2 protein-coding genes are annotated in these 26,063 nt (G+C 54.5%); both read right to left on the bottom strand.

Annotated elements, in window-relative coordinates; all coding sequences use genetic code 11:
* Positions 1-18: 18 nt before the first annotated feature.
* Positions 19-25,359, bottom strand: a complete 25,341-nt coding sequence (locus ACR0KW_RS15195) for a tandem-95 repeat protein (RefSeq protein ID WP_480805743.1) — start codon at positions 25,357-25,359, stop codon at positions 19-21.
* A complete protein-coding gene (locus tag ACR0KW_RS15190) occupies positions 25,356-26,024 on the bottom strand; it encodes a hypothetical protein (RefSeq protein WP_480805742.1) in 669 nt (222 codons plus the stop codon). The genes ACR0KW_RS15195 and ACR0KW_RS15190 overlap by 4 nt, the downstream gene beginning before the upstream one ends.
* Positions 26,025-26,063 lie beyond the last annotated feature (39 nt).

Raw genomic sequence — 26,063 nt, 5'->3', positions numbered from 1 at the left:
GGTATCAACGGCCATCGCTTAGTAGAAGGTGAACTGGTCACTATCCAGAGCTGCCAGCCGGGTTCCGGTCAGGAATATTTCATCGCCGTTGCCGAGATCAAAGAGGACGCCACCATCGGTTTCACTTGCGGTATTCAGCAGGTCATCGAAACTGTCGATACCCTCAACACGAAGCTTCAGGTTATCCCCCGCGATATAGCTTCCCGTCCTCGAAACAGACCCCTGGAAGCCATAAATCGTGTCACGCCCATCTCCGGTTTCAAAACGGAAAGTGTCCTGTCCACGGCCAGCGAGCAGGGTGTCATTGCCGGTGCCCCCGATCAACTCATCGTCGCCACCCTGACCAAAGAGCACATCCTCTCCGGCACCGCCGACAAGCGTGTCAGAACCCCGGCCTCCGAACAGCAGATCATTTCCGTCTCCGCCATCCAGATGATCATCGCCGCTCCTTCCGAACAGCACATCACCGCCGGCCCCACCGAGCAGAAGGTCATCCCCTCGGGAACCGAAGAGAATATCCGTTCCAGAACCGCCCTGTTGCGTATCATCGAACTCATTCTGAACCGTAACCGAAACAGTTGCAGTCGCCGTGTTCTGCCCATCGCTGACAGTATAGGTGAACTGGTCAGTCCCTTCGTAGTCGAAATCTGCGAGATACTCGACGACACCATTCTCGAAACTGACCTGCCCATGATCTGCCGATCCAACGTTGACGATTTCAAGCGCGTCACCGTCCGGATCAACATCGTTTTGCAAGAGCGCCGAAGGATCGAGCCTCAGCGCATAGGGAATCTCAACAGTGAACGCGTCATCCGTCACGATTGGCGCCGTGTTGAAGCTTTCGAAGGACAGGCTGAATACGTCAGATACGGTCTCAGTCCCGTCATTCGCAATCAGTTCAATCTCGATCAGACCTGCGGCAGAGCTTGGCGCCATGCCAGAGAAACTGGAGCCGTTGAACACGAGCCATTCCGGGAGCTCCTTACCACCTGCCAATCGAGCAGCGAACATCAAGGGTTCGTCGTCCGGATCGGAGAACACGTTTTCGGGTAACGAGATCGCAAACGGGGTATTGGTGCGCAGCTGCGCCCCGGTATCATCCGTGTCGAAATCCGGCAATGGATTGACCAGTATCGGTGCATCCTGAGTACCGGCGATCATCAGATTGAAGTCGTCCGAAATCGACGCTGTACCGTCCGAAATCACCAGACGCAGGCCAAAATCCCCGAACATATCGGCTGGTGCCTGCCCCGTCAGAGTCAGGGTATTGGCATCAAAACTGATCCAGTCCGGAAGGTCGCTTCCATCGCTCTGGGTCAGAGCAAAACTGAGGGCATCGCCATCCGGATCAGCGTAAATCCCCTGCTGCAGTTGGATTTCAAACGGTGTGTCCTCGATCGCAGACCTGTCTGACAGTGGCACGGTCAATATCGGCAGATCGTTAACCGGGTCGATGACCAGATCGAAGGTCCGCGTCGACGAAAGCTGCCCGTCGCTGGCCGTCACTTGCAGCGACAGCGTACCCGTGAAGTTCACGGGTGGTACACCCATCAACCGCATGGTTGAGGCATCAAAGCCCAACCAATCGGGCAGCGCGGTTCCACCGGCCCGTGCAAGTGTGAAGGACAGCGCGTCTCCATCAGGATCGCTGAACGCTTCCATTGGAAGCGCGATATCGACCTCGGTGTCTTCGTCACTGTGTAGCGAGCCTATTACGCCAATCTCAGGAGCCTGATTGGCAACATCCAACTCGACAATCAGTTGGCCGTTGCTTTGCAGCAGACCGTCAGTGACGACATAGTCGAACACCACCTGTCCACCCAGACGCGGATCACGGTTAATGGTGATGATGCCGTCATCCGAGATTTCCGCAGCAAATCCATCGCCGCCCGTGATTGAGACCAGAGAAAGCACATCGCCATCTACATCCACGTCATTGCCCAACAGGTCCGCGATGGTCAGAGTGGTCGTAAGATCAGTGCCCATGTCGATCAGATCATTGAACACCACTGGTGCATCATTAACTGGAGCCAGAGTCAACGTGACTGCCTGCACTGTCTCAGTTGTGCCATCGCTGGCAACGAGCTCCAGTTGGATATCACCGTTGATATCCGCCGGGGGGGCGCCCGTGAGTGTCAGATCGGCAGGGTTAAAACTGATCCAATCCGGCAAAGCCGTATTTCCAGCGCCCCGCAGAGAGATGTCAAGCGCATCACTATCCGCATCATTGAACGCAGCCGGATCTAGGGTGATGTTCAAAGGCTGATCTTCGACGCCTGTCAGGGAGATTTCGTCAATCTCAGGCGCGTCATTGACAGATGAAATCGTCAGATTGATATCACGCGTGGACGCAAGATCTCCATCACTAGCGACAAGTTGCAATTCGACGACCCCGTTGAAGTTCGCGGGCGGTTGCCCCGTCAGATGAAGGGAGACCGGATCAAACATCAGCCAGGCCGGCAAGGTCGCCCCGCCGCGAGACTGCAGGGTAACTGACACGGCATCGCCATCGACGTCGCCAAAGATCGCAGGGTCCAGATTGATGCTTAGCTGTTGATCCTCAACACCCTGAAGCTGAACATCCGCAATCGTCGGTGCATCATTGACCGGAGCGATGGTCAATGTCACAGGTTCCACCGTCTCCTCCGAGCCATCGAACGCCGTCAATTCAAGCAAAACGTCCCCATAGAAGTCCTGCGGCGGAGTCCCCGAGAGCGTCAATGTCGACAGATCAAAGTCGAGCCAGTCCGGCAGGGCCGCACCACCGGGGCCGCGCAGGCCGACGGCCAGAGCGTCTCCATCCACATCCGAGAAGATCGCCGGATCAAGGGTTGCCGAGAACGCAGTATCCTCCGTTCCGGACAGAGATACATCCGCAATCGTGGGCGCATCATTCCGTGCGGCGAAGGTAATGGTTACCGTGCCGGTGTCGCTGCGGCCTGTATTATCACTGACCACATAGTCAAATGTGGTGGTTCCATTGAAATTGGCACGTGGAGTAACCACGATTTCGCCCGTGGGACGGTAGTCAACGCTGACCCCCTGTGCTGCGGTGACAGATGTGATCGTCAGCGCCTCCTGATCCGGATCTCGGTCATTTGCCAGAAGGGTTGATGCCAGTATGGTCAGGGGTTGGTCTTCCACGCCTGAGAAACTGTCATCCGATGCGATAGGATCATCCGGCGTGGGCAGCAGGTCTATTGTGATGGACCCTTCAACTGGTATGCCGTGACCATCCGTTATCTGGTAGAAGATGCGGCTTTCGCCGAAATCATCCGCATCGGGAACAAACAGCCAGTTCCCGTTCTCCAACTGGGTCAGCGGGGTCTCAAACGTCGCCCCACCAAAGATCGTGGTTCGGGTGTAGACCGACACGATCGTCAGAGCATCTCCATCCGCATCGATATCGTTGGCCAACAGATCAGCGGCAGAAATCTCCAGCGGAGTATCCTCATTGGTGTCGAGACTATCTGAGACAGCAAAGGGTAGGTCATTTGCCGGGGCTAACGAGATTTGTGCATAGCCTTCAGATTCAGCGCCGCGCGCATCGGTGACGACATAGCGGAAGCCTGCGTTGCCGAAATAATCTGCACGCGGCGTGAAGGTGACAATGCCATTGTTCAAAGACACCGTGCCGTTATCCGCGTCATAGACTCGCGTTACAGAGAACGCATCGCCTTCGACATCTGCATCATTGGCCAGCAAGTCTGCCATATCGATAACAAGCGGTGTATCCTCCGTTCCGGCAATAACCGGGTCGTCAATCAGGCGTGGGCCATCATTTACCGGTGTAACATCGATTACCACGGAGCCCGTACCCGTCAGGCGCCCATCGGAAATCCGGTAGGTGAATGTCAATTCGCCATTGAAATCGCCATCGGGAACAAACTGGATGTCACCATTGGGCAGAATAAACGTGCGCCCGCCATCAATGTCACGATCTATGCTGACAAAGGAGAACGGATCGCCATCTGCATCGCTGTCATTTGACAGCAGATCACTAACAGTGATGGTCAGAGGCGTGTCCTCGTTGATCACGAACCTGTCGGTTCCTGCTTCTGGACGCTGATTGGTCGAGATCACATTGACCCTGACAAGTCCTTGGTCCGTTCCATCGGTACCATCGGAGAGGACATAGGTGAAGCTGGCACTGCCATCGTAGTTGGCCGTTGGCGTGAAAGTGATCACGCCGTTTTCAAACTCCACGGTGCCGTTGACTGCATCGCTGACAGACAGGACGCTCAACGGATCATTGTCGGGGTCTGTGTCATTGGCGGTCAGAGTTGCCGGATCGATTACCAGAACACCGTCTTCAAGTACGCTGACGTGATCATCAACCGCAGTTGGCGGGTCGTTGACCGGTGCAACTTCCAGTGTCACAACGGCCCTGTCGGTGCCCTGCTGATCATCTGTGATGGTATAGGCAAAGCTATCCGGGCCATTAAAACCAGGATCCGGCGTATAGCGAAGCTGAACACCCAGATTCCCTTCAAGTACTGTCTGCACTGCGATCGGGGTTTCAACCGCGCCATCAGCCCTCGTGACCGTAACTTCGATCTCGAGCAGACCTGCTGCATCCAGCGGGACCAGACCGCTGAGGATGCCGGTCGCGGTGTCCAGAGACAGCCAGGATGGCAATGGATCACCATTCGACAGAACCGCTGAAACCGTATCACCTGCTGCGAGCGCCGGTTCGACCGGCGTTACAAGCGTCAGTTCCGACAAAAGAAGATCCAGTGTGCCGTTCTGTGGCTGCTCGATCCTAATGACGCGGATCGGGTCGCCGTCCTCGTCAAAATCATTTGCGAGCAGATCCGACAGGTTGAATAGGCGCACCACGTCTTCGGTTGCCGAGACCTGATCATTCACCGCCGTGGGAAGCTCCGGCATCGGCAAGATATTGACAACGATCTCGGCGGGCGATTCAGACACACCTCCTTTTTCGTCCGCGGCATGGTAGCGCAGCACGATCTGGCCGTTGAAATCTTCCGGTGTGACGAGTTCGAACCGATCCCCATTCACGATGGTTGAGAAGCCATTCTCCTGTGCAACAGTGTAAATTGCATCCACCGGCAGTTCTGTGAGAACCGAATAGTTGATCGCACCATCGCTCACATTGACGCGCACCGGCGGCGTGCCGACAAAAACCGGCGGCGGAGTGCCATCGAAGGTGAAGGATGACGCATCAAACCCAAGCCAATCTGCCAGTGGCGCGCCATTCTCAGTCTGGGCTTCGAGAGACTCAACTGGATCGATCGGCAGAGCGTAAAGGCCTTGCCCTGCAAAGAAATCCTCGTTTCTGAACAACGCGTTCAGCGCAGGGTCAATATCGGATTGCGGATCTATAACCACTTCGATCGCAAAGCCCCGGCGACCATGGGCAATGGTTCCGTCCGGCAGGACCTGCGGCTCCGGATCAAAACGGAGTTGCAGCCGCAGCAGGTCTGTTTCCTCTGCCGGAACATCACTGATCCGTGTCAGTTCCAGCGTATCGGCATCGAAGTTCAACCAAGATGGAAGCGGCTGATTCCCGGCAGCTTGCAACGAGAACGTGCCTGCGCTGATATCGAACAGAGCCATTTGAGGCGCAAGTGACAAACCGCTTGTGAAATCTGCGACCGGGTCCACCGTGACGGAGTATTCATAAATGCTGCCGTCTGCGGGATTGGCCATCGTCAAAACCAGATCAACAAGATCAACGACATCTGCCGGCCAGCTTCCGGTGAGCAGAAGCGTCGACGCATCAAACAGCAAGCCGTCGGGCAATGTTGACCCATCGCCCAGAGCAACTGTCGCCACAACCGTCTCATCCAGACGATCCAGGTCGAAGCCGTAAGAAATCTCCACCGGATCACGCTGCGTGTAGTCTTCCTGGATAACACCCAAAACCGACACGCTTTCGAAGAAGATTACGTCGCCTTCGGGATCAAGGTCATTGCCGAACACCTCACCCGGAATAACCGTGATAGGCAGATCTTCCAGACCTTGCGCGATATCATCACGCAACACGGGACCGTCGTTTGAAGGCAGGATGGTGACACTCACATAGGCAACGTCGAAACCGCCATTGCCATCAGCAACCTGATAAATGAAACCCGCATCCCCATTGTAGTTCGAGCGCGGCGTGAAGACGATCATGCCGTCGTCGTTGAGTGCAACCTTGCCATTTTCGGCGAACCGGTCGAGCCCGGACAGGAACAGAACCTCGTCCAGAGGATCGGTGTTGTCGGTGTCATTAGCCAGAAGATCGGCTGGATCGATTATCAAGACCTCATCTTCAAGGGTAATGAACGGACCATCATCGTTGGCGACTGGTGCATCATTGAGCGGAATAACTGTCAGATCGACATAGATCGTGTTGCGTTCCCCCCGGTCATCGACGAGATCATAGGAGAACCCTGCTGCGCCAAGCGCGTCAGGCGTGAAGGCTATCACACCCCGGTCTGCGTCGTATGTCATAGAACCGCCAATCGCGGAATGTACGCCATCGAATGAGAAAGCGTCATCTTCGATGTCGAAATCGTTCTCCATCAGATCAGAGACAGTGATTTCATGCGTGCGCTCAAGGCGGATCGTGAACTCGTCCCGGCCGCTGCGAGGCGCATCATTGACCGGCTCGATATAGAGCTCAACATCCGCGCTTGATGTCGCGCCATCCGGGTCCACGACCACATAACGGAAGCCCGCAAATCCAAAGTGATCCGATTTCGGCAGGAAATACACATGCGTCCCGTCTGCATAGAGAATGCCATTGGAGCCGGAAGAATCAAACGGTCCGGAACCTAAGCCCGGCCGCGTCTGATAGAGCGCGTCGCCATCCTGATCGTAGATCGGCGTCAGCTCGAGAACGGTCAACGGATCACCGTCGACATCATAATCATTCCCGAGCAGGTCAGCGTAAGAAATACGAAGAACTGTGTCTTCCGTTCCGGTGAAGATGCCGTCATTCACTCCGACCGGCGCGTCGTTGACCGGTGCTACATTTACTTCGACCCGGGCGGTGCTTTCGCGCCCGAACTGATCGCGCAGTGTATAATCGAAGAACGCATCTCCATTGAAGTCCGGATCACCCAGGAAGGAAACCTGACCGTCTGAATTGATGCTAACCGTACCGTTCACCGCATTGGAAACAGCGATCAGTTCAATGCCATCCGTGCCTTCACTGACATCATTGGCAATCAGAACGCCTGGATCAATGATCGCTTCGACATCTTCAATGGCGAGGCGATAAATGTCATCGGCTGCGTTGAAACGCCCGGTTCTCTGTAGCGCCTCTATCTGATCGCGATCCCAGATCGTACCATTGGCAAAGACTACTTCCTCAATGCCGGATTCCGCATTGAGGAAATGATCCCGCACCCGCAAGGTATCAATAAGGAAGCCTTCATCTCGTTCCAGTTCCAGAAGAAGGTCGTCTCCCTCACGAATGACCGAGAGGTCTTTTGGAGCAATATCTGCCGCCAGTACGACACGGTCGGTATCCGCTGCAACGCCCGCTTCAATCACCAAATCGGTGCCGCTGTCATAGCCAAAGACATAGCTGTCCGATCCGGCACCACCCGAGATTTCGTCATCGCCCCAGTTGCCGTCGAATTGCTCGTCTGCCGCACTTCCTACAAACGTATCATCCCAGACCGAACCTCGCAGGGCCTCGATATTTGCGTAGGTGTCGCCCAGAGCTTCACCGTCAGTGCCCTGACCGGTTGCCAGATTGACCCCGACACCTTCATCAGCGGTCGAGAAGTCTGCAATGTCAAACCCGCCACGCCCGTCAATCACATCAGCGCCGCGACCGCCGCGTAGCGTGTTGTTGTTCTCATCACCACGGATCGTGTCGTCATGGAACGAGCCCTGGATGATTTCGATGCTGTCGAAGACATCACCTTCGGCATCGCCGCCACCGGCGCTGCCATCCTGCATGTCAACGGTCACACCATCGGCCGACAGAGTATAGTCTGCTGTATCGATTCCCAGACCGCCAAACAACTGATCCGCGCCCCGGCCGCCTGACAAAAGGTCGTTGCCACCAAGGCCGCGCAGCGTGTCATTGCCACGGCCACCGGACAGCCTGTTTTCCGCATCCGACCCTGTAAGCGCGTCGTCCTGATCAGATCCGAAGAGGTTTTCGATACTGCTCAGAGTGTCACCTTCCGCGTCCCCACCAGACGCCAGACCGTCAGTCAGAGACACAGTCACACCAGCGCTTGAGCCGCGGTAATCCGCCGTGTCGGAACCTTCACCACCCTCGAGCACATCGCCACCCTCGCCACCGACGAGGGTGTCATCTCCGGCACCGCCAATCAGTGTGTCAGAGCCGCCACGCCCTTCCAGAAGGTCGTGTCCACGACCGCCTTCAATACGGTTGTCAGCAAGCCCACCTGCCAGGGTATCGTTCCAATCCGAACCAATCAGCCCTTCAACATTGGTCAGGATATCACCGGCAGCGTGACCACCCTGCCCCAGACGTGAGGCCAGGTCGGCGCGCACTGCGACATCAGACTCAGCGTAGGTGACCGTATCGAAGCCTTCGCCGCCATCAATCGTATCAGCATCATCGCCGCCGTCGATCAGGTCGTTCCCGTCGCCTGCGAGGATATTGTCGGCCCCGGCACCCGCACGAATAACATCGGCACCGTCATGGGCTTCAATGATGTCACCGCCATCCAGACCTTCGATGGTTTCCGCAAAATCCGTACCGATCAGGAGATCGATCTCATTCGTGCCCGTGAGAACGCGGCCATAGCTGTCTTCGACAACAGCAGTAACGGCAGTGGTGTCTTCGACGCCCTCATTGTCGATAATCGTGTAGGTAAACTCGACAGGTCCCGAATAGCCATCGGGAACTCGGAGGATAATAAAGTCACCACGCCGTTCCAATTCACCAACAGAGGCGGTTCCGAGGGTTGAGAACTGAAACGATTTCGGTTGATCGGGCTCGTCATCAACATCGAAGTCGTTCGCGATGAGGTCCGAAATCCGTACCACAAGCGGAACTCCGAGCGGTGTGCTGCCGCCATCATCCGCAACTGCGCTCGGCTGGTCATTGACCGGTATGATATCGATATTGACAAAACCCTCCGACACGCCGTCGGCATTGTCGCTCACGAAATACACAAAACCCGCTTCATGTGTTTCGTTCAATGCAGGCCTGTATTGGAAGTCGCCATTTGCGAGCCGTTCCAGTGAACCCGTGAATGATCCGTGTTGGAATTGCTCCTGCAGGTTTAGTGGGCGCCAACCGACGATTTCCAAGGGATCGCGGTCGATATCTGTGTCATTCGCGAGCAGGACATTAGCAGGGATGATGATCGGAACGTCTTCGTAAACTGTGATGCTGTCGGAACCGGCGACTGGTGGCGCGTCCCCAACATTCTCAAAGAATAGCGTGACCGTCGCATCGCTGACTGCACCTTCCGGATCCGAGATCAGATAGTTGAACGTCGCCTCGCCCCAGAAATCCGCATCCGGAGTGAAGATGATCGTGCCGCGATCTGTGATCTCAATAGAGCCGTTCGCGGGTTCCGAGACATTCTCGAACGTCAAAGCCAAACCTTCGACGTCGTAGTCATTCTTCATCAGTTCAGAGACTGCAATCTCCAGCGGAACATCCTCAGTGCCTCGCAGAATGTTCTCGAAGGCGGAATCCGTATAATGATCGGCACGGGTCACCGGGCGGTCATTGACCGCTTCCACCTCGATATTTGCGACGCCAATCGCGGTACCACCCTGCCCGTCACTGACCACATATTCGAAGCGACCAGTCCCGTTGAAGTTGGCCCATGGCGTGAACAGAACCGTACCGTTGTCGAGCAGTTCCGCCCGTCCCCCGTAACTGTTGAATCCACGCAGCTCTACGACTGTCAACGCGTCACCATCGCGGTCGATATCGTTGGCCAGCAGATCAACCGTGTTGACAATAAGAGGATTGTCCTCGGTCGTGTTAAAGGTATCCGGGCTGAGCTCGGGCGCATTGTTGACCGGCGTAACCGTGACATACGCCCGTGCCGAAGACGTCAAACCATCGGGATCTTCGACCGTATACTCAAAATAGGTATCACCGAAGAAATAAGCTCGGGGGGTCACAAGAATCTGGCCGTCATCCGTGAGGGTAACGTTCAGATCAGCGCTGCTGGTAACTGACGTGACCGTCAACGGATCGCTATCCGGATCCGTATCATTGACGGCCAGAGCAGCCGCCAGAATCTGGAACGGAACATCCTCGGCCGTCTCGAACCCGGTATTATCTCGTGCTACCGGTGCGTCATTCACCGGCTTCACATTGATCGTGACTACCGCCTCGGCCCTACCGCCTTCCGGCGTGTTGGCAACATATTTGAAACTGTCGATCCCGCTGAAATTGGCGTTGGGCGTGTAGGTGATCTGCCCGTCACTCGCCAGGCTGACATTGCCGTTTTCAGCGCCAAAGACCTGGCTGACAATCATGCGGTCGCCATCAAGGTCATTCGACAGCAGACGCACTGTATCAATGGTCAGGAAACCGTCTTCATCGACTTCAAAACCATCATCATTTCGAGCTTCCGCAACTGGACGGACCCTCAGATCGACATATCCGACACTGATCCCATTGCGGCCGTCAGACACAGTGTATGAAAAACGCGTCGGACCGTAGAAATCCGCGTGCGGCGTGAACATGACATTGCCGTCTGCATCGAGCTCTGCAAACCCAGCATCGCCCCCGTTGACCGCTATGATTGTCAGCGCGTCTCCATCTGCGTCAAAATCGTTCCTCAGAAGAGCATTGGCGTCCAGCAACAGCACTTCACCACTGGTCGCCGTGAAATACCCGTCATCCGTCACAACCGGAGCATTGTTACTCAACAGTGTTTCCAGTGTTGCGGGTGTCCACAAAATGCCATCCGAGAAGACATATTGTTCAATCCCTGCGCGACCACCTGCGAGGGCATCTGTGATTGTCAGGCTGTCTTCAGGTGAGCTGGCAAAGGTGAGAACGATTGTGTCACTGCCTTTGAACAACCGGGCGACAGAGACTTCAGAAGACACAAAGTCCGGGAATTCAACCCTGTCGAGACTCAGATCCTGATGGTCTGTTTCCACGATCGTGTCCTGGCCGTGACCGCGTCGGAAGTAATATGTGTCACTCCCCGCGCCGCCGGAAAGCGTGTCATCACCAGCACTGCCTTCAAACGTATCGCTTCCGGCAAAGCCCTCGACAGGCTCTGCATACTCCGTCTGAGCGTGTTTGATAGCTTCCGCCCGCATATCATCGCGGGTCCAGATCGTGCCATCAGAGAACTCAATGCGCTCTACGCCCTCCGCATCGGAGGACAGCGCATTTTCCAGAATGATCCGATCGCGGCTGTCCTTGAATAGAAGAACCAAATCAAGACTGTCAGCCCCGGCACGCAAAGCGTAGGCCAGATCATCGGGCAGAAAATCCGGCAGGTGCAAAACATCGTTTTGGCTGTATCCTGTATCGGCAATACGGTCATCGCCATCACCGGACCGATACGTATAGCTATCGTCGCCTTCCCGGCCGTCGATCAGGTCAGTTCCGGCCCCACCAGACAGTGCATCCGCTTCATTTGTTCCGACGACAATATCATCGCCAGATGTCGTTTGATCTTCCACAAGGATGGCCTGAATTTGCGCCGCCGTGAAGCGCGTGCCGCTGTCCGTGAGTGTCACCTCCGAGATCGACGACCCCGAGAAACCGTCATCAACGCCATTTATGACAAATATCTCGTCCCCGGCATTCCCGAGTTGAATAATCAGGTCCCGCCCGTCGATACCGCGCCGCACGAATCTGACCTCATCAACGGTGTAGCCCGAGATTTCTATCCGGTTCGCAACACTCTGATGATCGTCGATGATGTCGGATCCATCGCCCGCGCTGAACCGATAAATGTCAGCCCCATATCCGCCCTGGAGCAGGTCATTACCGCCCAGCCCTTCGATGACGTCGGCATCGCTTGTCCCGGTAATACGGTCATCGCCATCCGTTGCCGTGCGGCTACTGGACAGGTTCGCAAAATCTGCACGAGACCAACTGGTTCCATCGTCAAAGATAATCCTGTCGACACCTGAGCTGCCATATGAACGGTTTGAGCCAACAGATGTAATATGACCGGCATCACCCGCCCCAGGCGCGGATTCTGCGATAACAATTTCCAGACTATCATCATAACCGCTCTTCAGAGTGACAGATGCCGGATCTATACCATGGAGATACAGCGTGTCGGATGACGAGCCGCCGTTGTCCAAAATTCGATCAATGCCATCACCACGGTTATAGATATAGGAATCGTCGCCACCGTTCCCGATCAGCAGATCGTTTCCGCCCTTGCCTTCCAACGTATCGTCATCGGCCGAACCCGCGAGACGGTCATCAAACGGTGTTGTTTGAGCGGCCAGAAGTCTGGATGACAGCTCGCCAAGAGTGAGCTCTGTTCCGTCCCCAAACACAATCAACTCAAGACCCGTTCCGGAATTTTCGGACTCATAATTCAGGTCGCTGCCGGCAAACATGCCATGGACAAGAATTGAACCATGATCACCGGCTCCTTCGGAACTTTCAGCGATCACAATGCGCAGGCCAAGCGGCGTAATCTCGTAATCTACAGCGTCGGCATTGATCCCATTGAACTCGAGCCGATCGACAACCAATGTGCCGGACTGCCGCTTCTCGAGAATTTCGTCGTGCCCGTCACCCCGTGAATAACGATAGGTATCTGCGGCTGCACCGCCAAAAAGAATGTCCCTTCCTCCACCGCCTTCAAAGAGGCTTGGAAGGCCAGAAGACCGCAGCACATCATCACCCGACGTCGCTGACGATGTCAGGAGCGTTTGGATTTCATCCGCCATCAGCGTCTCGGACTCATCGGCGAATACAATCCGTTCGATCAGGCGATTCTGAGTAGGGAAGTTCAAATAGCCGTCTTTGAGCGTGATCGAGCCGGCTTGAATACCTCGCACCGGATCCGCGACAATATCGATCACCAGATCGTCGTTATCACGACGGATACTTATGTCACCGCGCAGAAAATCAGGGAGTTGCAGAACATCTTCACCAGGCTGCCCCGACGGCGTATCCGGATTTTCGCCCGATTCAGCATAAATATCAAACCCGTCACCGTTGCGATAAATATAGGTGTCGTTAGCATCCTCGGATATAACGACATCATTGCCACCCTTCATCTCATAGGTTTGGTCTCCAACGAGATTTTCGACAAAATCGTCCCCGTCCGTCCCAAGATCAAACGCAGCCCGATCCGCAATTTCGGCACCATTCCATTCGGTACCATCATCGAAGCGTATAGCTCCGAGGCGCGGGTAATAATCGGGCGCTGAGCTGCTATACGGATTGAGCCAATACCCGTTGATATATCGGATTACGCCCCCATCACCTGCACCTTCTTCGGTTTCGGCGATACGGACCAAAAGATCGACACCATGCTGCTGAACTTGCACGTCTTCAACATCAATCCCATGCAGCTCAAGAACATTGCTTTGCAGCGTAGTGGAACGGTTTTGAGGTGCGGAAATCAAGTCAGACCCATCACCACGTGTATAGACAAAGGTAGTCTCACTCGAAGTGGAAGTCAGAAGGTCGTCGCCACCTTGCCCTTCAATCGTGACCGGACCGCTTTCCCGGGCCGTGATCGTATCATTATCATCCGTGGGTTGCGGCATAGGTATTAGAGCCTGCAATTCCGGTCCGAAGAGCAAGGTGCCATCATCCAGCAGGACGTCGAGCGAGCCCAGCATGTCGATTCCACCCAGCCAGATCGCCGACGCATCGCTCCCATCGGGTAATCTGGGCGCAACATGCAGAATAATTTCTTCGGCGCGAAGCTCCGCTGAGAGCTCGCTTTGAAGCACGTTTTCTAATGTCAGTTCGAGATATCCGCCTCCGGACGGAGGCAACAACGGGTCTCCTCCTTCCAAAAACGGGCCATCGCCACCGCCAATATCGCCCCAATAGTTCCCACTATGCGTTCCGCGAACAAAAGTGAATTCACCCGATACAATTCGCGGATCAGCCGCCTCGGCTGCTTCTGCCTGTGCAACCAGTTGATCCATTGTCATGATTACGCCGTCTGAGAACTCAACCTCAATCACACCGCTGGGTTCGTATCCACCACTCGCATTAACAATTCGCAGACTGTCTGTTTCAGAACCAAACGTAATGAGGAGGTCTTGGCCTTCGCCGCGTGCCATCGGCGAACTGAACGGCAGCAACCTCAGGTTTGCGTCATCTGAAGTAATATCCGCGAACTTCACCCGGTTTGCTGCGTCTCCCATCTCCACCGGGGCAGAGATCAGATCGTGTCCACCACCTCTACTGTACTGAAATTCGACCTGGCCATCAGTCTCATATCTATAAGGTTCAATGCCGAATAACTCATCCGCAGCGGTAGATTGATAAACACCCTCCCAAGGTGCGACTTCAATTACCTTCGTCTGGCCTTCCGGGGCCGGGAAATCCTCAAATGCATCACGAATTTCCAATGTATTCCATATGGTACCATCAGCGAAGGTGATCTTTTCCAACCCGTTTTCGGTATCAAACATATAGATGCGGTCATCGCTATCGATGACACGAAGTTCGATAGAAGCATCGTACGCACCTGCAGCATCCGAACCCACCGGCACCCTCATCAGGCTGATTTCGCCCGGAAGTAGATCCGGCAACTCCAACTGAATCCCTGGATAACTGTCACCATGCACGGTATCGACGCCATCTCCGCGGCGGAAAACTATTACGTCTTCACCAGCGTCAGCTTCGATGTAATCGTCCCCACCGAGACCTTCAAAACGATCATTTGAGCTGCTCCCGGACAGATGGTCAGACTTTTCGGTCCCTTGACGCGTTGACGCCAACGACGCCTGATTGTCCAGTGTGGTAGATGTCCAATAGGTTCCGTCTTCGAATTCAACGCGATACACGCCACCAAGCGTGGTTCGATCATCGCCGAGCAACACAATCTGGTCGTCCGTACCCTCAAATGTCAGAACGTAGCCTTTTTGGGCATAGGGGTCGCGACTGACAGTTACTTCAGACGTCAGGTAACCTCGGATTTCCAGTGTTGCGCGACCACCAGTGACGCTTGGTTGGATCGTGTCCTGTCCGTCTCCGCGGTTGAATATGATCGTATCACCGGTGATATCACCGCCGATTATGTCATCACCGGTCCCCGCCTCGATGGTTTCTGTGAGGCCTGTCGCATCCACGACGTCATCGCCCGCAGTGATCTGTGGAGCGAGCAGGCGGTCGCCAAGCTCTTCCAGAGAAATGGTTTCATCATCAAAGGTGAATGTTTGGACCGGGCGCCAATAGGTCGTAATCCAGGATCCGTTGACATAAGATGACGAGTAGGTGCCGTCGTACCACGCATCGCGGATCGTTACCCTATCCTCTGTCCCTTCGAAGCGGATAACCAGATCAATGGATCTCGTAAGCGAACGCTCAAATATTGCGTCAGTAAAATCGTATCCCTGCAAAATCAGGGTGTTTACTGTTCGCGCCGCGGGCTGTGAATCGATGATGTCTGTTCCGCTACCACGACTGAAGATATAAGTATCGCTGCCACCCAGTCCCTTCAGCGTTTCGGGCAGCGCGGTGCTCTCCAGCGTTTCTGAACTATTGGAACCGGTTATTGTGCGGGGGATACCGGGTACAATCGACCGCTCGGTTGCAGCCTGTATGTCGTTTGTCCCCCATATCGTGCCGTCGCCGAATTCGATGCGGTTCACCTTGCGACTGTAAGTTCCCAGTGCGTAAGGAAGATAAATCTCGTCACCGTCGGGCAGACGGAGGATCACATCGGTACCACCTTCAATCGCGATGGCCGTCAGGTCCGAGACAGAGTGGTCAGGAAGCTGCAGGGTATTGCGATCATAACGCGACCCACCTTCAAGAATGACGTCACGCCCGTCCCCGGCGCGGAAAATATAAGTATCGTCTCCACCTTCTCCGTCGATAAAGTCGTCTCCGCGCCCGGCTTCGATGGTATCGTCTGCATCTGTCCCGGTTATGACGTCGTCAAAATCACTCCCCTGCCCGATCACCATATTGATCAGTGCATCACGCGTGAATTCGGTGCCATCATCAAATCGAACGACGTCAACACCGTTCAGATCGGCATCATAACGCAGAACAATTTCATCCCCGGTTCCATCAAATCGCAGTACAAGCTCCAGGCGATTGTCAACGCCATAGGCCGACGAGCCATTGACGGGCAAACTGACCTGCAAATGTTCAGAGTCGTAGCCGCGAATTTCCAGCGTATCCGTTCCGGAAATGTCTGCAATTACGTCTTGGCCATCACCCCGTTTGAATATGAACCGATCATCCGACGCCTCGCCGCGGATGTCATCATTGCCGGAACCACCTTCGATCAGATCGGCTTGACCTGTCCCGAAGATAACATCGTCGCCGTCGGTCTGCTGTCCCTCAATCAAAGCACGCAGAAGATCGGCTTTGCTCCATTGAGTTCCGTCCGCGAAGGCAATCACCGGCACGAAGGTCGCACTCCGGGCGCCAACAAGAACGATCTGATCCCCGGTTTCCGGGAAGGACAAGGTCAGATCATCGCCGCCGATGCGCGTCACCCGTACCTCGACATCAGCAACCGTCAGATCATCCAACGCTATGACGGCATCACCTGCGCTACTCGGCAAAACCACACGGTCGATGCCATCGCCGGGGCGGAAGATCAACTGCGTATCCTCATCCATGATCACGCTGTCAAATCCAACACCCGGCGTGATCGCAAAATCACTGGGCAGATGGCGCGCATTGATGTTGTCCATGCCGCTGTTCTGGCGCGCCTGCAGGGCCAGAACACGGGCGTCCTGCAGGGTCAGTTCGCTGCCGTCTGCAAAGACAAAGGATTCAATCCAGTCTGAGCTGTCGGACGATGCGCCCTTCAGGATGACCAGGGATTCACCGGTCCGCTCCAACGTGATCAGGAAGTCTTCACCGACCTGAGCAAATAAAACATCGTTCTGCGCAATGCCTGCGCCAAACTCTATGCGATCGTCTCCGCCAGTGTCGCGTGCAGAATCTGCGCCATCGCCATAACCAAAGCGATAGATGTCACCACCGGTCCCACCTTCAAGTGCGTCAGAGCCCGCGCCACCCGCCAGCGTATCATTCCGGCCGTCAAATCCGAGCAGCTGATTGTCACCGTCATCCCCCTCAAGAAGACGACCCCGGAAATCATCCGTCGTCAGGATCGAACCATCCGCAAACAGAAACTCTTCAATCGTTGTGGTTGCCAGACCGCCAACAATGGTCAGGACGTCTTCACCATTCCCCAGATCGATGAGCAGATCGTCGCCGTTCCTCCGTACGATCAGACTGTCGGAACGCACTGTCTCGCCAAAGATGACGCGATCAATGGAACCCGCTTTGTCTTCATACTCTTCAATCTGGTCCAGGTCATATCCCGCACCAAAGGCATAGAGGTCTCCCAGATCCCCTCCTCGCAGGATGTCGTCGCCCTGGCGGCCATCCAATTCATTGACCTGGTCCGGAAGGCCCTCAATAACGTTGTCACCCCGGTTACCGCCTGCAATCTGGAGCAATTCCTCGACATCGGAAATCGACATGACTGTTTGATCGTCGAACCTGAACAGTTCAACACCTTTGGTCAGCGACACGAACTGATCGCGAATGCGCAGCGTATCTGACCGGTTTTCGATTGAGACAACAAGATCATTGCCATCTTTGGTGAAGATCACATTGTCGCGCGTGATATCACCACCAAACTCAACCGTGTCCGGGGTGATATTCGGAACAAACCGCCGGTCTTGCCACGAGGCGCGCTCCTGCGCATCCACGATCACGTCCTGGCCATAGCCGGCATCGAACTTATAAGTATCACCGCCGTCGCGGCCAATGAGGATATCATCTCCCCCTCGGCCGTCCAGGGTTTCTGTCAGGTTCGAACCTGTGATGGTTTCATCTGCAGAGGTTCCTACCAGATCTATGTCTTCCGCATTCACGTCGGTGAACACCATGATGCGGTCGTCGAAGTGGAACTCTTCCACCGCATGGATCTGCTGTTCATCACGCACATATTGATCGCGCAGGATCAGGCGATCACCTGTGTCGTTGATGGTAATGATCAGATCCAGATCGGTCCGGCTGAACGTCACATCTGCGACATTCACGCCGTTGAATTCAACCCGGTCGAAACCTCCGTCGGATACGACAGTATCTTCGCCGTATCCCCGTTCGAACACATAGGTGTCGTTGCCGCCCTGCCCGATCAGGGTGTCATTACCAGCACCACCATCAATGCGATCTGCAACACTGAAACCATAGATGACATCGTCACCTTCGGTTTTGGCGATATCGACATAATGTTGGAGAAGCTTGGTCCAGGACCAGATCGTGCCGTCCCCAAATTCAATCTCTTCGATCTTGTTAATGAGGCCGGTAAAAGGAGGTCCAGCTTTAAGGAAATCTGTGAGAGTTATCCTGTCCTGAGTGCCTGAAATTCGGAACGTCAGCGTGTCGCTGCCGCCATCACGTTCAAAGTCAAAATCACTCCACCGCAGATCATCCTTGAACTGCAGTCGATCTGTAGGCTCCCCGAAAATCTTGATACTCAGATCATTGTCTTCAACAACATCGTGGCCGTATCCACGGCCAAACACATAGGTGTCGGATCCTTCAAGGCCAGTCAGGTAGTCATCCCCACCCCGACCATCGAGTGTATTGTCATTGACCAGCCCATAGATTGCATCGTCACCCGATGTCCCCGCCTCATCAATGACCCGCGCCGCAATCTGCTCGAAATCCAGCGTTTCGCCATTGTCGAACACGAACCGTTCGATCAGGTAGGGTGAGATGTATTCTTCGTCGAATCCTGCAGCAGCCCCAATCGCGCCAAGGTTCAGCGCAACGCCGTTGAACTGATCCTCAACAATGAGGCTGTCGCCGGTCTCTACTCCATCCGCGTCGAGCAGATAGATTTGCAGATCGTCTGATTCCCCGTCTCTTTGCAGCCGCAGAGAGTCTGATGTGATCCCTTCTCCGAAGAACAGGAAATCAAGCCCGGCCTGGATCGGGCCAAAGCCCGCTTGCGAAAGCGCTGAAACTCCGTCCAGCTCTTCGCCAATGACATCCTGACCATCGCCAATGTTGTAGAAATAGTAATCGCCTCCTGCTCCACCACGCAGGACGTCATTCCCCTTCCCGCCACGCAGGACGTCTCCCGAGCCGGATCCGACAACGACATCATTGCTGTCTTGCGGATTGCTGACCTCTATAGCCATCTGGAACCGATTCCAGAGTACGCCGTCGCCAAATGCAATCGTATCCACGCCTGAATCAAGCCGGGATCCATTAGTCAGAAGCGGGTTCAGTTCGCCCAGGAACTGATCCTTGATCCGGATAACATCGTCACGCCCGGCGATGGTGAGCACCAAATCCTCTCCATCGCGCATAGCGGTCACATCAGATGACAATACACCGGCCAACCGCAGGCTGTCCTTCTGACCGGTGTCGACGTCATCGATGACATCAGACCCCGAATTCTGACCGAGGAAATAAAAATCCGCTCCCCGACCCCCTTTGTATACTTGCTCCCCTTCCGTCATATGGAAGTAATCGACACCTGAGGTACCCAGAACTTCTGTAGCGCCAGCATCGTGATCCCGCAGGCGATTTTCGTTCAGCGACAATGCATACATCACGCTGCGCAAATCTAGATCCGTTGGGATTGTCTCAAACGCCGGCAGCATCATCTGCATGATGAAGGCCTGATCCACGCTGATGGAACTGCCCGCAACATTGCCCTCACCCGAAGGTACATAGTCGGGATAGACCTGAAGCAGGATCTCGTTCCAGTCGCTCAAGTAGTCTCGGGCCGCGTCATACCCGCTTGGGATACTCTGGAATATGGCTTCGAATACCGGCTGCAACTCGTAGTCGGTCGTCGCCGTGTAACGGTCGATATCCGGTTGGTATTCGATCCCTTGAGCGAACTCAGACAGACCGCCCTGGAACGCCATGCGCACTGCAAAAGCGCGGCTGAACGACACATATTGATCCGCAACCGGTCCCAGCAGGTCCAGCATCATCTCAATGCCGGAGACATAGCCGTCCGGACCAGCAACACCGGTGTCGAATTCAGGGCTGACGGTATAGCTGAGGTCTCCTGTGTCCCTCTCAATCGAAGCCGTCAGCATTTCTGGCTGGAATTCCAACCCGGCCAGAAGCATGGCCAAGTGGAATTGTGCGGGCGTCAGCAGTTCAACGCGAAACTGGCTGTCATCATCCGAACCGACTTCATCTAGCGTATCGAAGTCGATCTCGTAGTTGCGGAGATTGAAATCCTGGGCCGTTCCGTATTTCGACTGCAGTTCCAGCGCCCGATCCAGATTCCGGGCCCAGACATAGAAGCTGCCATCTTCATCCGTCACCAGAACGGTATAATCAACCGCTTCACCGCCGATGAAATTGATCCCGATGGTTGGCACTGGCAGATCCGCAAGCGGCTGGTGCCCAAATTCTTCCACGCGCCATTCGCGGCCTGAGCCGGGAGACATCGCTACAATGTCATCGATACTCGGCTCGGCGATGATTGATCCGTCCGGCGCAATCACATCCGCGCCGCTCGCCAACGTCCAGAAACCGCTTTCCTTGACGGCAAAATCCAGAACAACCGCACGCCCATCAACGACCTCGACCAGATAAGCCGTCTCATTGCGGTGGCTCAAAGGCGCTGAACGATCTGAAGGCGAGAAAACCTGTTCGATCTGCCAGTTTGTTCCAGCGCCCGCAGCTTGCGACATGATGTCGGACAACTGCGGGCGGTCGATTACCGAGCCGTCAGTTGCCTGTACGGCATTGCCGCTGGCCAGTTGCCAGAAGCCACTATCCTCATCTTCAACCCAGATGGCGCGATCAATAAGCGCGCCTGTGTCATCGAGAAGCACCGGCGTAAGCTCACGCGTCAACGGTTGCGATAGCGCCCATTGACCCAAGGTCTCACCAGCGGCTTCGACCAGCGCGTTCAGGTTGGGCGTATCCATGGTCGCGCTAGCGGCCAGTGCCAGTTCTCCAACGCGAAAGTCATTCGACATGACAATGTCGAAATTGACGACCTGCCCAAAGCCTCTCGAATAGATTGCGTCATCCTGAATCCAAGACGCCGCGCCACGTTCGCCGCGGAAAATCGTGTTCACCTGATCAGCAGCCAGTGCCGCATCAAACAGATTACCGGTGCTGCCATCTGTGCGGGTGAATGTCCCTTCGCGCAGCAACTCGTTGTTCTGAGGCGTAGTGATGCCCAGTTCAGTTGTTGTCAGCGAGACCGACCCGATGCCCAGATCTGCCAGGCTGGAAAGTTCATCAGCGGTGGTCTGAGCATCCTGATTCAGGTCTTGCCAGACTTGAAGTTCCGAATAGACGCTGTCATTCGCATCGACAATGCCGTCATTGTTTTCGTCATGTTGGGCGAGCTCTTCAAAGCCAGATAAGCCAACGCCACCGAACATTTCCGAAATGTCGTCGATCTGGCCGTTGCCGTTCAGATCCAACACAAGGAAACCGTCATCGGGAGAAACCCAGCCGACCTGCTCAGCGAAGAAGTCACCGTCCGTGTCAAAGAATACGCCGGATTCTTCGCGGGCAATGGTTTCAATGCCGTCGCCGTCGAGGTCGAGGATCAACGGGTCTTCGCCATCTGCCCATCGTGCTGCCTTGACAAAGAGGTTTAGTGCACCGGCAAGCGTAAGCAACTTGTCGATCATTGGCAGGAAGCGATTGATGCCACCCGGGAACCCAGGGATCATAGCGTTTATCGAAAGGTACGGGTTGGCATTCTTGAACAACATGCCCAAGTCGCCCGCTGCATCGGGATTGAAACCTTCCCCTGCAAAAACGAGATCAACTAAGCTATTCGCGTTCCGAAAATCTTCTTCTGCACCCTTCCGGAATCCCGCACTCCAAAACGTCGCCCGATCCTGATAGTTCTCGAACTTCATGGCACCATAAAGTGGAGTGCCATCTGCCAGCTCATGAACAGATTGAGCTCCCGTGAGCTCATCAGCCAAGCCGCTAAACATATTGATTACATAGAGAGTACTCTTACCATTCTCATCTCTGGTTAGCTGGTAGTTTATGAAAGGTAAAAAGTAATCAAAATAGACCGAGCTTTGAAAAGTAGCCAAACCACTGACGCCGGTCACCGCATCAAGCATCACTCCAGGCCCGAAATACAGAGGCAAGTCATTGGTACCCCCCACGAGTGGAATACCAAAGAACTTCAGAACGTCATTTGGCGCCGGATCCCTCATGGTTGTGTTGGGCCAGAACCAGATGTTATCGCTATTCTCCGAACCTTCTAGGTCGGTACCGTCGGAGCTACGGCCATCTTGAGTATCGCCATAAATTTCACCGCCAAAAGACGTATTGAAAATCCAATCGCGACCATTGCCGCCAATTATTATTGCACCTTCGCCTCTGGACACGAAAAGCCAGTCGTCGCCCTCTCCTCCAGAGATCGTGAGGTTTAGATCCGATTGCGCAACAACATTTTCATCGGGGCTTGCCAACGACGTGTCTGGGACTTGCTCGCCCGCTCGGACCAACAAAGGATTGTATACGACAATGTTATCGTCGCCTTTCCCACCATCAATCTCACCGAAACGGAGTGGGTTGTCGTTCTCGTGCCAACCACCAAAAGCCCTTGATAGCGCCCCTATTTCTCCAAAAATCAGATTATCGGCGAAATCAGTTCCTTCAACAGATTCAAAGCCAGCCAACTTCAATGGTGATTTCCCATCGGATGGTTGGAATCCTGTCAACAGCAGTGGCAGCTCCGTAGGAGCAAATATCACGGTGAGTACAGAGGCTAAGTTGCCGGGTCGATCGCTTTCCGCACTAGCGTCTGTCTCACGCATTGCGCCATTTACAAGATCAATACCAAAGTTCAAATCTGCGAACGAAACTTCATCGAAGTCGGTCTCGTTTACTTCACCCGCCGCAAACCCGTTAAAGTCGAGCAATATGGGCGCCTGAAGCCACGCGTCTTGTACCACTGCCCGATCAGCACGTTTTGATAGTAGAACTCGTTCAATGTGAAGCAGCCTATCGGCACTTTCACGGTTCGAATTCAGGTCCCTAATTTCTACATCAACTGTCTTGGCGAACCCATCTGTCTCGAGTTCGTTGTAACCCAGGCTGAGGACTTCCAAACCTTGACGCTGCAGGGAATCCTCATCTTGAACGTCTGACAGAACGGAATATTCGACTACATCAGATGCATCTTCGCCATTCCACCAGTTCAGAAACGTCTCTAACCAGTCGGACCGTTCGCGAGTGCCGACATAGATGTCATCGAAGAAGCCATCGAGAACCGTTTCGCCTTCGCTGCTTCCATAGTCAGGCCGCTCGCCAATCGCGTCCAATATATGGGCGTTACCATCACCGCTAAAAAGGATATCCGAGCCGAGACCACCGGAAAACACGTCCAGCTCTGCCTCGCCAGAAACGATCACGTTGCGGCCGTCATCGCCGTAGACTTCTTTTGTTGCGCTATTCAACAACGTCAAAGATGCTCGATCAATGCCCGTAACAGATTGATCCTGATCACCAATTTCGGCATTCACCAAATTTTCGTTTAGAGCAAAGAAAATTTTGTCAATGTAGCTTGGGATAACTGTTGGGTCATTCGAGGGTATCGGATTGGAGTAAATAGCCCCAAGAACTCCACCAAATCCTACCTTTTGTGCGGTTTCTTCAAATCCCAGCAACTCTTCGACGATACGGCGTTGCTGTTCGTCCCCGTCGCTGTAATACGCCCTGATCAAATCCTTCAAGCCGTAGATCGCCACCTCATCGTCATACCTACGTTGAGGCGTCTCTCGGTGATCAATGTTCCATAGTGTTTGCGACACATCCAAGGCCAAGAAATCAGCACCTGTGAAATCGTCTTGACCTCCAGCTTCCTGAGGGACTTGAGCACCATCTTTGAAAAACGAAAGGATCCCTTCGCTTGGATCAATACCTGCAGCATCGGGTCTGGCGGCTTCGAGATAGTTGACCTCTTGCAAAGCCATTTGCCCAGCAAATTGGACTATTGCCTGAGTAAAGCGTCCTATCAATCTATCAGTAGCGTTTGGCAGACCGTCCGCCGCAACCAATGCTCCCAGTTCGTTAGCATCGTCGAACATCGCACGGATGCCAGTATTTCCGAAAACAAGCCCATCGGATCCATCAAGTGCAGAATAGGCGATGGCACGGCCCATCTGGTTTCGGTCTGCCGACTCCCCATCGTACCCCTTGCCGAACATATTCCCGTAGCCAGCGGATTGAGCGACATCCTCACTAAAGAACGCGTCCCAGAATGGGCGCGCGATTTCGCGCCACGTTTCAAACTCCAGAGGATTCCCCGACCTTAGAGCCTCGTCTTTCGAATATTGAAGCACAACGAGGAGTTCGTTCGTGTGTAGTTTCAGGGCTCGATCCGCTAGGTCAAAGGCGATCTGATCCACAACAGGATCCAGTTCTATCTGACGACCACTTTCAAGAGCATGAGTGGCGCTGAGAATAGCGGTTTGTGCAGCCCCGAAGGTTGCAATAAGCGCGCCAATTGAAGGGTGCAGGCTGCCACCTAGCGCTGCCAATATCGGCGATGTTATCCCAACCAGCGTGCCGTCACGCAAGCCCTCGAGGATTTCATTCGAGACATGAACACCACGGAACGCATCCATATCGAGATCGTCAAATGGCTGACTAGCGGCAAATTCTGTAATCTTTAATGCGATCTCATCTGCACTCAGCGTATAGTTCGGATCAATTGCCCGCTGTTCGTCTAAATATTGCTGCATCCACGCCGCAGCTGCATATGACATGTGGTCGAAACCAACACCTTCTGTTCCAGACAGCACCGACGCCAGTCCAGCCAATCCACCACCAAGCGAATGGCCGGTTACGATCAAGTTGGGGTCTGCCCCGATAGCGTAAGGAGAGGCAGCTACCTGATCATAGAAATCCAATGCCAATTGGGCCTGTGTGCCGGTAAGAATATCGCCTGCACCAACAAACCACCCGCGTAGATAATCGAGAGATGTATTCGTGCCGCGAAACGCCAGAACCTTGGTTTTGTCAGTGTCCCAACCTTCGATATTGCTACCGTCGACGCTATAAGAAATCGCATAAAAACCAGCAGATGCCTCGGGACTTTCAGGATCTGAGTCGCTTGACGCCTCTATTGTTGCGGCGCCTACCTGGATGCCTATTCGGTCTCCCAATCCATCTGGGTCGCCCACCCCACCATCGGCAATTCCAGCTTCATAACCACGATTGTAAACATCCATAGAGAGAATAGAGAGGAATAAGTCCTTCGAGATCGTCATTTACATCCACCTGTTTTAAATGCACCAGGCCCAAGACGGTTCGCGAGCTGGTTGTCTGAAATTGCTCCGGATTGGCCGCTTAGTCGCTTGTATGGTTGCGTAAAATTGCACCACCACCCCAACACCTTCTCCACCTCGCCAGAGGTCAATGGGGCACCGGTGATTTGCAGGGTCAGACCGGTCAACGCGTAGCCCTCGCCATAACTGGCCGCGAGGTCTTCGGGGTTCACCGCAAAAACGCTTTTTGGATCAGAGAAATCCGCGAAACCCACCCACCTTAAACCGTCAAATGACTTTGGTGGCTTACCCTTCTGATCTACGATCAGAGCAAGATAGCGGCCCGTACTCATTCCCTTTTCGCGCAGATCAAAGAAGACACTACGCGCAAGGCCCGGTCCCGGTAGCAAAGCAAACAGATACCGACGCGGACCAAGCTCAGCGCCTAGATCAACCACCAACGCTTCCCCGGTCAGTTTGCTATCCGTCTCGGTCGCCGTCGCGAACAAACCATTAGGGTAGTACTTGACCTTCATGCCCTGCACGACACTCGCGGATACCAGGCCATTGGGGGTGGAAATCTCAACTTGGATACGCTGATGCCAGCTGTAGGTTTCCTTGCACCCAGCAAGGAACAGCGGCAGCAATAAACAGAGTAGGAACCGCATTGAACTAGCTTCTCCAATACGCCATTAGACAGACCTTCT

The organism is Ruegeria sp. CG11 (assembly GCF_056537245.1).
Note: the sequence above shows the minus strand (reverse complement) of the source record. Positions and strands in the feature narration are given on the sequence as shown.

Bases quoted from the DNA above. Each gene is read 5' to 3' on its own strand.
- ACR0KW_RS15195 (WP_480805743.1), bottom strand. From the start codon at position 25,359: ATGACGATCTCGAAGGACTTATTCCTCTCTATTCTCTCTATGGATGTT.
- ACR0KW_RS15190 (WP_480805742.1), bottom strand. From the start codon at position 26,024: ATGCGGTTCCTACTCTGTTTATTGCTGCCGCTGTTCCTTGCTGGGTGC.